Annotated in this window: 15 protein-coding genes; all 15 read left to right on the top strand. The window is 56.7% G+C overall.

Annotation, left to right across the window (positions count from 1 at the left end; genetic code table 11):
- The first annotated feature begins 209 nt into the window (after positions 1–209).
- The 15 genes from CE491_RS15545 (at position 210) to CE491_RS15475 (ending at position 8,849) form a co-directional block, all read left to right on the top strand.
- Complete coding sequence (locus CE491_RS15545; protein ID WP_110949203.1) at positions 210–419, top strand: hypothetical protein; 210 nt, start codon at positions 210–212, stop codon at positions 417–419.
- A gap of 136 nt (positions 420–555) precedes the next feature.
- Positions 556–807: a DUF1654 domain-containing protein gene (locus CE491_RS15540; protein WP_110949202.1), complete on the top strand. Its 252-nt coding sequence runs from the start codon at positions 556–558 to the stop codon at positions 805–807.
- 715 nt (positions 808–1,522) lie between these two features.
- Positions 1,523–2,026 (top strand): hypothetical protein, encoded by a 504-nt coding sequence (locus tag CE491_RS15535; protein ID WP_199885126.1) that lies wholly within the window; start codon positions 1,523–1,525, stop codon positions 2,024–2,026.
- The gene (locus CE491_RS15530) at positions 2,013–2,219 is read left to right on the top strand and encodes a hypothetical protein (protein WP_110949200.1); all 207 of its coding nucleotides are present in this window, start codon (positions 2,013–2,015) and stop codon (positions 2,217–2,219) included. The genes CE491_RS15535 and CE491_RS15530 overlap by 14 nt, the downstream gene beginning before the upstream one ends.
- Positions 2,220–2,278: 59 nt before the next feature.
- Positions 2,279–2,488, top strand: coding sequence for a hypothetical protein (locus tag CE491_RS15525; protein ID WP_110949199.1), 210 nt, complete (start codon positions 2,279–2,281; stop codon positions 2,486–2,488).
- 127 nt (positions 2,489–2,615) lie between these two features.
- Positions 2,616–2,966, top strand: a complete 351-nt coding sequence (locus CE491_RS15520; protein ID WP_110949198.1) for a hypothetical protein — start codon at positions 2,616–2,618, stop codon at positions 2,964–2,966.
- 481 nt (positions 2,967–3,447) lie between these two features.
- A complete protein-coding gene (locus tag CE491_RS15515) occupies positions 3,448–3,846 on the top strand; it encodes a hypothetical protein (RefSeq protein WP_110949197.1) in 399 nt (132 codons plus the stop codon).
- Between the two features lie 119 nt (positions 3,847–3,965).
- Entirely contained in the window at positions 3,966–4,217 is a 252-nt protein-coding gene (locus CE491_RS15510; protein ID WP_110949196.1) for a hypothetical protein, read from the top strand.
- Positions 4,218–4,330: 113 nt separating this feature from the next.
- Positions 4,331–4,747, top strand: a complete 417-nt coding sequence (locus CE491_RS15505) for a hypothetical protein (protein WP_110949195.1) — start codon at positions 4,331–4,333, stop codon at positions 4,745–4,747.
- Complete coding sequence (locus tag CE491_RS15500) at positions 4,744–4,935, top strand: hypothetical protein (protein ID WP_110949194.1); 192 nt, start codon at positions 4,744–4,746, stop codon at positions 4,933–4,935. The genes CE491_RS15505 and CE491_RS15500 overlap by 4 nt, the downstream gene beginning before the upstream one ends.
- Complete coding sequence (locus CE491_RS15495) at positions 4,932–5,339, top strand: hypothetical protein (protein WP_110949193.1); 408 nt, start codon at positions 4,932–4,934, stop codon at positions 5,337–5,339. The genes CE491_RS15500 and CE491_RS15495 overlap by 4 nt, the downstream gene beginning before the upstream one ends.
- Entirely contained in the window at positions 5,336–5,515 is a 180-nt protein-coding gene (locus CE491_RS15490; protein ID WP_110949192.1) for a hypothetical protein, read from the top strand. The genes CE491_RS15495 and CE491_RS15490 overlap by 4 nt, the downstream gene beginning before the upstream one ends.
- Positions 5,516–5,683: 168 nt before the next feature.
- Entirely contained in the window at positions 5,684–6,577 is an 894-nt protein-coding gene (bet, locus tag CE491_RS15485; RefSeq protein WP_234407610.1) for a phage recombination protein Bet, read from the top strand.
- Entirely contained in the window at positions 6,574–8,214 is a 1,641-nt protein-coding gene (locus CE491_RS15480) for a YqaJ viral recombinase family protein (protein WP_110949191.1), read from the top strand. The genes bet and CE491_RS15480 overlap by 4 nt, the downstream gene beginning before the upstream one ends.
- A complete protein-coding gene (locus CE491_RS15475; RefSeq protein WP_110949190.1) occupies positions 8,211–8,849 on the top strand; it encodes a hypothetical protein in 639 nt (212 codons plus the stop codon). The genes CE491_RS15480 and CE491_RS15475 overlap by 4 nt, the downstream gene beginning before the upstream one ends.
- Positions 8,850–8,963: the final 114 nt, after the last annotated feature.

The raw sequence follows: 8,963 nt of genomic DNA, 5'->3' as shown, positions 1-8,963 counted from the left end.
CCTTTCGTAACGACCTGCACCGCAGCCCGCCGTTGATTGCTGGTGTTGCGCTCCCGGCGCCGCTGCAAGCCGTTTATCTCCTTTTTGCAAGAACGTCGGAATTTTAACTATTTACCGCATCTCTGAAAATTTCGCGGCTCATAGCCTTCGCTTCGCATCGGAATTTCGCCGTCGGTGCCCCATAAAACTCTCACGCTTCAGGTGAATCGATGAACGACGACATCAGAGCAACATTGCTGCACGCCATGCTGAGTAACCAGCACGCAATTTCTGACGCCCTCATAACCATTGCCACTTGGATAGATGAGCAGGATAGCCCGGTCGTAGCGCAGTCGGTACGGGAGTCACTGGATGCGGTGGAGGCGAACCGCAAGTTGATCGGCAGTTGCATCGGCAGGTTGATGAACCCGAACCAATAACGTAGTGCACCGTAGCCCGCCGCCTGAGCAGGTTCTTTGTGCTTGCTTCGAGAAAGAGTACAAGACTGCCCCGCCCCGGTTGGCCATTCATCAGCAGACAAATACTGTATGCATGAGCAGTTATGGAGCCGCAACGATGCCGAAATTTAAGCCGCCTGAAAAACCGAATCCCAGTTCGTATGATCGTCTCGCGACGCGCGTCCAGCGGATCATCAACTCAACGAGCGCCCAAGCCTCGAAGCGGGCGTTTATCTATAAATCTCCGGACGAGCTGACAGAGGACTGGGAACAGCTCCTGATAGACATCGATGAAGCCGACTACGTAACCCTAGAGCATCGTGGCGAAGGCTCAGTGCTGGTGTCTTGGGTGGTACCGAAAGAAGACTGAGAAACGAACGCCTCTTTGCCCGCCTCCCTGCGGGCTTTTTTACGCGCTATAAAAAATACATGACCGGAGGTATTGACCTCATAAAATACCGCCGGTATTGTTCACCCATCGCAGCGACAAACACTGCGCCAGGGCCTGAACAGGGCCTGTGCTCTTTAGCGACACACCTTGCCGGATCAACACCGGCCGCAAAGCAGCAAGACAGGTAGCGAGCCGAACACCTTTAAGTTCGGTACAGGGGAAGCCTCGCCCCGTGGCCCGCAGCGTAGAAGGGTCCTAGATCAAAAGAGTGTCGGCAGCGAAGAGCGTGGCCGACTTGCTGAACCCTAAGGGTTCCCGAACAAGTATTCGCCCAGCCCACCGTGGCGTGTAACGGAGGCCAGTAACACCGTATCGAATTAGCGCCCCGAGCTTCGGCATTGAGGGGCGCCGGACCTCATGCACCCTGCCCCATTCAGTCGGGCAAACGAGCTGCAGCGTGCATGTTGTAGGGACCTGTGACTCAAGGCGAACAGATGCTGATTGACGCCTTGGTGAGGAAGCTCACCGCCCAACTAACGAACATGAACGGCCTTCTCTGCCATCAGCAGCGGGCAACGGGCCAACACCGCTGACGCAATACCCCGGCCTGTCGCCAGTAGCGAGGCCGGGTACAGATTTCCTCGATGCCCTTGGAGACAGGGGTATCAGGGAAGTCAAAAATAGGGCGATGAAAATGACTATTTTGGATGAATCCTCCAAGACCTGCTCAAGATGCGGAATGAAAAAGCCAGGCGACCAGTTTTACCGCAGGCTGCTCCAGTGCAGGCAATGCAAGCGCGAGATAAAAGCTGCTTACAGGATTAACAATAAAGACAAGATCGCTGCCTGCAAAGCTGCGTGGAGAGCTGCAAACAAGGCTCATATTTCCGCTTACCAAAAACGCTACTGCGCAGAAAATGCAGAGTCAATATCCAAAAAGAAATCTGATCATGCAAAAGCAAATAGAGAAAGATACACAGCTAGAAGTGCTAAGTATCGGAAAAACAATAAAGAAAAAATCTCCGATAAGAACAGGGCGTTGTCTGAGCGCATACCGGATTATCTAGTTGCATACCGAATAACCATGTACTCAAAGATTTTAAAGTCTAGTGATGTGCCGCAAGAACTTATTGAAGCAAGGCGTGAATTGATAAGGTTGAAACGACTTATAAAGGAGATTTCAAATGAAAAATGCTGAAGAGCTGCGCAAAAGTTTATCTGAAGTATTTCGCCAGCTTCAGGCAGGCGAGATGAAAGCGGCAGACGCTTCTGAACTGGCTAACCTAGGCGGCAAGATGATCAACAGCGCAAAGGTTCAGGTCGAGTATTACGCGCTTCGCAAAGAGGCGCCGAAGATTGCTTGGCTTGAACAAGATTCAGCCGAACAGTGAGTTTCACAAATGCCGCGCATACCCCGTGCGGCATTCGGAAAATCCACTGGATATGCACTATGAAGATCACATCGAAACAGAAGAAAGTCGCCGTGCCGCTGACGGTTTTCATCGTGTCAGCTGCCGCATACGTAGCGGCGCTTGGCTCGTGGTGGTTTGTCCTGACACTGCCAACGCTGTGCGTATCTTTCGCCTTCACCTGTATGCACTTAGGCCCGCCTGCCGCCAAGTCTATAAACGACTGGCTCGAGCGTGACGGCTGGCGATAACCCGGAGCACCACCATGACAATCCAATACCCACCTCCATCATGGGGGTTACTGGCAGCAAGCCTTACGATGTAAGCCCTCGGCTTTGGGCTGATGGTGGTTTGCTTTTGATTAACGGAGGCAAGACGATGGAAAGCTACAAGCACTACCAGCAAACAAAGTTCAACACCAAGAACGCCGCCGACTGGCTGGCGAACAAGGACAAGATCGACTCGCAATCCAGAAGGCCATATGAGTTGGTGAAGGTCAGTTTCACGGCCGAATACGGCGGTCAGGCATACGCCGGGGCGACCAACTACCACAAATCGCCGGATGCTTTTAACACCTCGATGGAAGCCGTGATTCGGCGGGAGTTCCCCAGGCTTTCCGAAATGGCTTTGGCGCGGCTGAACAAGATTGAGCGTGAGGCTCTCGTCGCTTGTGAAGCCGACATCGCAGCCCTCCACGATGAGATTGCGACAGCCAAGGCGGTCGGTTGAATCATCCTTCTGCGCATTCCCAGAGTGCGCAGCGGGATGGCGCAAGCCTCAACGAAATTGCCGCTTCACGGGCCTACGGCAATTTAAATAATCAGAGACCCCGTCAGAAGGTTGGAGACCTTCCCGATCACCTCGAAAGAGGCTGTATCGGAGTGTGATCTATCTCAAGGCTCCACAGTGGGGCGAGGATGAAGCCAGCGATCAAGCAGCCCCTGGTGGTGAGCTTTTGTAGCGTTGCGAGTTGAACGGCGGACTGTTGAAGAGACCGCACCTCTGGATAGATCACACCCCGATGCAGATGAACCGCAGTAAGCGGGAAACGCCAATTCTTCCCCGGATACCTGATCGCGGCCTACAGCTGAGAGCGCGACGAGGTGAATAACGCCGGGATCAGGAACGGTTCGCCAGTCCTGACATCTGCATCACCCCCATTCAACAGGTAGCCACTGCCTTCCCAGTGAGCGAGCAATAGGAGATTGCGATGAGTGAGTCAACGCCTGCCGCAACGTGGCGAGTCAATGGTGAGAAAGACCCGCACGCAGGTCGCTACGACGGTGAGCGGTCGCAGTTGGCGCTGGGCAAGTACACCGATGATGAGCTGGCTAACGGCGCCTTCATGAACTACGACGCGCCTTTCGATGTAGCCAAGGTCATGGCGCAGGACCCTGATTATCACCCGCCTATTGTATGGATGACGGCGGTCAAGGATCGGATTCGTTGGCTGTCGAGGAAATTGGCAGCCGCTGATGCTCAGCGCACTGAATTGCTCGGCGCTCTGGACGGCCTGCTGCTTGCCTACGAAGATCCCGGTAACAGTGGCAGCACTCACGACGACAAGGTGTTAGCCGCACGCGCTGCCATCGCCAAAGCCACCGCGTAACACCCCTCTTACACCCTCCCGAACACAAAACAACTGCTCCATCCCCGCTGCCCATCGGCGCTAACGCGTTCTCGATGCAGCAGTCGTGTGTGTTTGGTTAATCAGCAAGGAGATTGAACATGAAGGCCGGAAATCGAATTCGGGTCTCAACATACTTCATGGGTTATCCGACCGGATATGAGGATTTCACCGTTGAAGAGTTTCGCTACTGCCTTGGTATTTTCCAAACGCCACAACACAGGCAGGCAGGGCATTTCACCCCTCTGTGCGAGTTGTATGAGCGCGGTCCAGATTCGGAAAACGACTACATCCCGAACTACGGCGAATACTTCACCAACCCCGTTCAAGGTTGGTCTGATCTGCCCAGCTAACCCCACCTGACCGCATCGGCGGATTCCAGATCTGCGCTCACACGGCGCGCAGAGGTTGGTCACCCGCGTCTGGACTCCGACCAATGCGGTCAATCAGCGCCCAGGAGGCGATCATGGGATATGCACTACGCAACTACGACGATTGGAAAACGACGCCTCCGGTGGTGGATGACAGCCACGAACGGGCGATTGAGGAATGGGTGACTGACTCGATTGAGCAGCTGATCCAGGGCAACGATGTGAAGTTCAAGCGCCGGATGCATGCTGCGCAGGCGGTAACGCAAGCAGACTTCCGGCGTGCCGTAGACATGCACGTCAACAACCGACTCGCCGATCATGTCGTTCAGTGTGACGCGCTTGGCGAAGCGGTACTGCTTGGCCTTGCGGGCGCCCCCACCAAATCAGTCGCCGAGGTGCTGATCGGCTACAGCGACCATCCATACGGGATGCGCGGTGTGATTGCCGAATCACTGCTGCGACCGTTCGCGAAGGATGCGCTGATCGCCCAGGCCGAGGATGACGAGCTATGAGCATTCACGCCCTTCTCGGACGGTCGCTGGATGACTTGGAGTTACCGGGCGCATCGCCTTATTTCGAGGCGATTGCCGAAAACCAGATCACTCGGGCGAGAAACACTGGCCTGATTGACGAAGAAGACTTCCATTACTACAGCGCTCGACTTCACAGGCTATGTGAGAAGCGCAAGGAGGCGGCATGAGCAGAAGCGGATATACAGACGATTGCGGCGGTTGGGACTTGATCTGTTGGCGCGGCGCAGTTGAGTCGGCATTGCGGGGTAAGCGAGGACAGGCCTTTCTAAATCAGCTTGCGGACTCCTTGGACGAAATGCCGGTTAAGCGGTTGATTGCTCATGAGCTCCAAGCACAGGGCGAGTTCTGCACGATCGGGGTTCTAGGTGCGAAGCGCGGCATAAACATGGAAGGGCTTGACCCCGATGATCGAGAGGAAGTCGCCGAAGCATTCGGTATAGCTCCAGCTATGGCCGCCGAAATCGTTTTCATGAACGACGAAGGCTCTTACTTGGCAGAGACTCCCGAGCAGCGCTGGGTCCGGATGCGCAAGTGGGTGGGAGAGAATATCAAGCTGGAGAATGCCCAATGACCACACCACTCGTTCCATCCCTGATAGACGAGCAGATCGAGGACGTTCAGCAACGGGTTCAAGTGCGCGGTGTAATCCAGTTGCGCCGCGACATGCTGGTGTCTGAGCTTGAGCATCCGATCAAGGCTGACTGGTTGAAACGTCGTCCCATGCCAAAGCCGAGGCCTTGCCCATGAACGCCAACCAGCGCCGGCGCCGCCTCATCTTCTGGCGCGGTTCGTTCCCGGTACTCGCCGCCTTCACCCTACTGATGCTCGCGCTTTCCCTCGCAGACAGCATCACTCATTAACCCCTACCCCATTCAATCGCAGCGCCCCGGCACACGGATGGCGCGGGAGATAGTCATGTCTGCAGTAATGCAACGCCAAGAATCCGTGCCGTCACTGGCGCTGGATGAACAAGAGTTGATCGATGTCCTTCGCAGCAGTCTTTACCCGGGTGCGGCAGACGCCTCGATCAAGATGGTGATCGGTTACTGCCAGGCCACCGGCCTTGATCCAATGCAGAAGCCAGTCCACATCGTTCCGATGAAGGTCTCGACTGGACAGAAAGATCAATACGGCAATGACATCAAGGCAAATCGCGATGTCGTGATGCCGGGCATCGGACTGTACCGAATCAACGCTTCTCGCACTGGGCAATACGCCGGCGTCAGCGAGCCTGAATATGGCCCCACCCGCGCCTTGGAATTTCAAAAGGAAGTGTGGGTCGACGGCCCTACTGGCAAGCGGCAGAAAACGTTCATACAGACCAGCATTGAGTATCCAGAGTGGTGCCGAGTGACGGTGGACAAGTTGGTCGATGGCCAAATCTGCCATTTCACCGCAACCGAGTATTGGCTTGAGAACTATGCCGAGAAGGGGGATTCGGGCGCGCCTAACACCATGTGGGCCAAGCGACCGCGTGGACAGATCGCGAAGTGCGCAGAGGCTCAGGCGCTACGCAAGGCATTCCCGGAAGTCGGCTCCGCTCCGACGGCGGAAGAAATGGAGGGCAAGGCGATGGAGACTGTTCGGGACATCAGCCCGCAGCCTGCCGCCAAGCAAGAGCCGGAAGCGAAAAAGGCATTCGACCAAGACAAGTTCGAGGAAAAGATCCCTGCGTGGCAGGCAGGTGTCGATGAGGGGAAGGCAACGCCGGGATCCTTGATCAGCTTCCTACAAACCAAATACACGCTGACCGATGCCCAAATTGATCGAATCAATCGGATGGCACCAATTGAGGGTGAAGCAGAATGAAAGTCCATAAAGTAGAACAAGGATCTCCCGAGTGGCATGCGCTGCGCGCCAACTACCACACAGCCTCGGAAGCGCCAGCGATGATGGGCGCCTCGAAGCAGATGAAACGCACCGAACTGCTCCACGCTAAGAAGACCGGTCTTGATCGGGATATTTCGTGGTGGGTGCAGAAATACCTGTTCGACAAAGGCCACGAATCGGAAGCCCGAGCACGGCCAATTCTGGAAGAGCGCATCGGCGAAGACCTATTCCCGGTTGTCGGTACCGAAGGCAACCTGCTCGCCTCCCTCGATGGCTGCACCATGCTCGGTGAGATCCTGTTCGAACACAAAATGTGGAACGAACAGCTCGCCGCCGATGTGCGCGCCGGTGACCTGGACGCCCACTATTACTGGCAGCTTGAGCAGCAATTGCTGGTCTCCGGCGCCGAAAAAGTGATCTTTGTTTGCTCCGACGGCACCGAGCAGAATTTCGTGTCGATGGACTACTTCCCGGTGCCCGGCCGTGCCGCGAAGCTCGTCGCTGGCTGGAAGCAGTTCGAAGCTGACCTGGAAGCTTACGAGCCAGTCGAGGCGGTTGCGGAGGTCGTCGGCAAAACCCCTGACGCTCTGCCTGCACTGCGCATCGAAGTCACGGGCATGGTCACCGCCAGCAACCTGGAGCAGTTCAAGGCTCACTCGCTGGCCATGTTCGCATCCATCAACACTGACCTGCAGACCGACCAGCACTTTGCCGACGCCGAAAAAAACGTGAAGTGGTGCGGTGAGGTCGAAGATCGCCTGGCGGCGGCAAAGCAGCATGCGCTGAGCCAGACCGAAAGCATCGACGCCCTCTTCCGCGCGATCGACGAGATCAGCAGCGAAGCGCGCGCCAAACGGCTGGAACTCAACAAACTGGTCTCGGCAAGAAAGGTAGCCATCCGCGAAGACATCGTGATGACCGCGGCGAAGTCGCTGCAGACTCACATCGACCAGATCAACAACACGCTCGGCGGCAAAGCACGTATGCCGAAAGTCGATGCTGACTTCGCCGGTGCCATCAAGGGCAAGAAGACGATTGCCAGCCTGCGCGATGCGGCTGACAGCGAACTTGCCCGGGCGAAGATCGACGCGAGCCAGATCGGCGACAGGATGCGCGCCAACCTGAACAGTCTGGTCGAACTCGCTGCGGACTACACCTTCCTTTTTAACGACGTTCAGCAGCTCGTGATGAAGGAGAACGAAGACCTCGTGCCGCTGATCAAGGTTCGCATCAGCGACCACCAGAAGGCTGAAGAGGCCCGGCTCGAAGCACAGCGCGAGCAGATACGCCAGGAGGAAGCTCGGCGGTTGCAACGTGAAGCAGAAGACCGCGCAGCAGCAGAGGCCAAAGCCAAGGCCCCGGCGCCAGCGCCTAAGCAGGTCGAGCAGCCTGTACAGCGCGTCACCTCGGTTGCCCCGGCCGCAAAAGTGCCGCCGAAGCCGATGAAACTCGAAGCCCAGGTGACCGATCTGGAGGCGCTGGTAAAGGCTGTCTATGAAGGTCGGGCGCCGATCTCGGTGCTCACAGTCAACTGGGACGCACTCGACGACCTCGTCCACATCCATGGCGAAGCATTCAGCATGGATGGGGTTGTCCTGCAGCAGGTGGCGGCATGATCAGCCTCAACCTCAGCACCGTTCAGGAAAGGCAGGTCGAGTCAGGCCGACTTGCTGCTGCAATGGCTGACTTCCTGCGCCGTGGTGGTCAGGTGTCCGAGCTGCCGGGGCCACGCTCAGCGCCCCGGCCTTACAGATACCGCACCGCACCCGCGCCGGTGGAATCACCCGACCGCAAGCCGGTTCCAGCCCGGCGCAGCAAGAAAGAAACGGTGCAGCGCCTGCGAATCGTCCCGGACATCGAAGAGGCGCAGGCCAAAACAGTGAAAACCGCGCCGCTGGTTGATCCCGACCAGATCCGGGACATGGCGAAAATCATGACCCAGGGTGAAGTCGCCAAAGCGACGGGCGTCAGCCGCAAGAAGCTGTACACCCTGGCGAAAGCCCACGGTTTCGAGTTTCAGGAATCGGCGACCAATCCTGCGGAGAACCTGGTTCACAACACAAGCAATGTGATCGAGGACGCCAAAAACGTCGTGCGAATTAAGGCGCTCAGAGATATCGGCGTCAGTCGCAACCAGGCGGCCAAACACATGGGCATCAGCACTTGCTACTTGCGCCGCCTCATTCGGGACTATGCCATCGACTTCCCAGCTATGCCGCGCGAGCTGCGTAACATAAAGGCGTCGGCCTGATGCACGTCCGCGAATCAAACGACCCGATCAGCGTTATCAAATACGCCACGATGATGGCCGGATGCAGCAAGCAGGCATGGGCTGTGTACGCCATGCCTGGGCTACGCCTGATCG

Origin of the sequence: Pseudomonas bohemica (assembly GCF_002934685.1) — a bacterium.
Lineage (GTDB): Bacteria > Pseudomonadota > Gammaproteobacteria > Pseudomonadales > Pseudomonadaceae > Aquipseudomonas > Aquipseudomonas bohemica.
This window is presented reverse-complemented; position numbering and strand designations above follow the sequence as displayed.

Bases quoted from the DNA above. Each gene is read 5' to 3' on its own strand.
- CE491_RS15515 (WP_110949197.1), top strand. From the start codon at position 3,448: ATGAGTGAGTCAACGCCTGCCGCAACGTGGCGAGTCAATGGTGAGAAA.
- bet (WP_234407610.1), top strand. From the start codon at position 5,684: ATGTCTGCAGTAATGCAACGCCAAGAATCCGTGCCGTCACTGGCGCTG.
- CE491_RS15505 (WP_110949195.1), top strand. From the start codon at position 4,331: ATGGGATATGCACTACGCAACTACGACGATTGGAAAACGACGCCTCCG.
- CE491_RS15480 (WP_110949191.1), top strand. From the start codon at position 6,574: ATGAAAGTCCATAAAGTAGAACAAGGATCTCCCGAGTGGCATGCGCTG.
- CE491_RS15525 (WP_110949199.1), top strand. From the start codon at position 2,279: ATGAAGATCACATCGAAACAGAAGAAAGTCGCCGTGCCGCTGACGGTT.
- CE491_RS15475 (WP_110949190.1), top strand. From the start codon at position 8,211: ATGATCAGCCTCAACCTCAGCACCGTTCAGGAAAGGCAGGTCGAGTCA.
- CE491_RS15535 (WP_199885126.1), top strand. From the start codon at position 1,523: ATGACTATTTTGGATGAATCCTCCAAGACCTGCTCAAGATGCGGAATG.
- CE491_RS15520 (WP_110949198.1), top strand. From the start codon at position 2,616: ATGGAAAGCTACAAGCACTACCAGCAAACAAAGTTCAACACCAAGAAC.
- CE491_RS15495 (WP_110949193.1), top strand. From the start codon at position 4,932: ATGAGCAGAAGCGGATATACAGACGATTGCGGCGGTTGGGACTTGATC.
- CE491_RS15490 (WP_110949192.1), top strand. From the start codon at position 5,336: ATGACCACACCACTCGTTCCATCCCTGATAGACGAGCAGATCGAGGAC.
- CE491_RS15530 (WP_110949200.1), top strand. From the start codon at position 2,013: ATGAAAAATGCTGAAGAGCTGCGCAAAAGTTTATCTGAAGTATTTCGC.
- CE491_RS15510 (WP_110949196.1), top strand. From the start codon at position 3,966: ATGAAGGCCGGAAATCGAATTCGGGTCTCAACATACTTCATGGGTTAT.
- CE491_RS15500 (WP_110949194.1), top strand. From the start codon at position 4,744: ATGAGCATTCACGCCCTTCTCGGACGGTCGCTGGATGACTTGGAGTTA.
- CE491_RS15540 (WP_110949202.1), top strand. From the start codon at position 556: ATGCCGAAATTTAAGCCGCCTGAAAAACCGAATCCCAGTTCGTATGAT.
- CE491_RS15545 (WP_110949203.1), top strand. From the start codon at position 210: ATGAACGACGACATCAGAGCAACATTGCTGCACGCCATGCTGAGTAAC.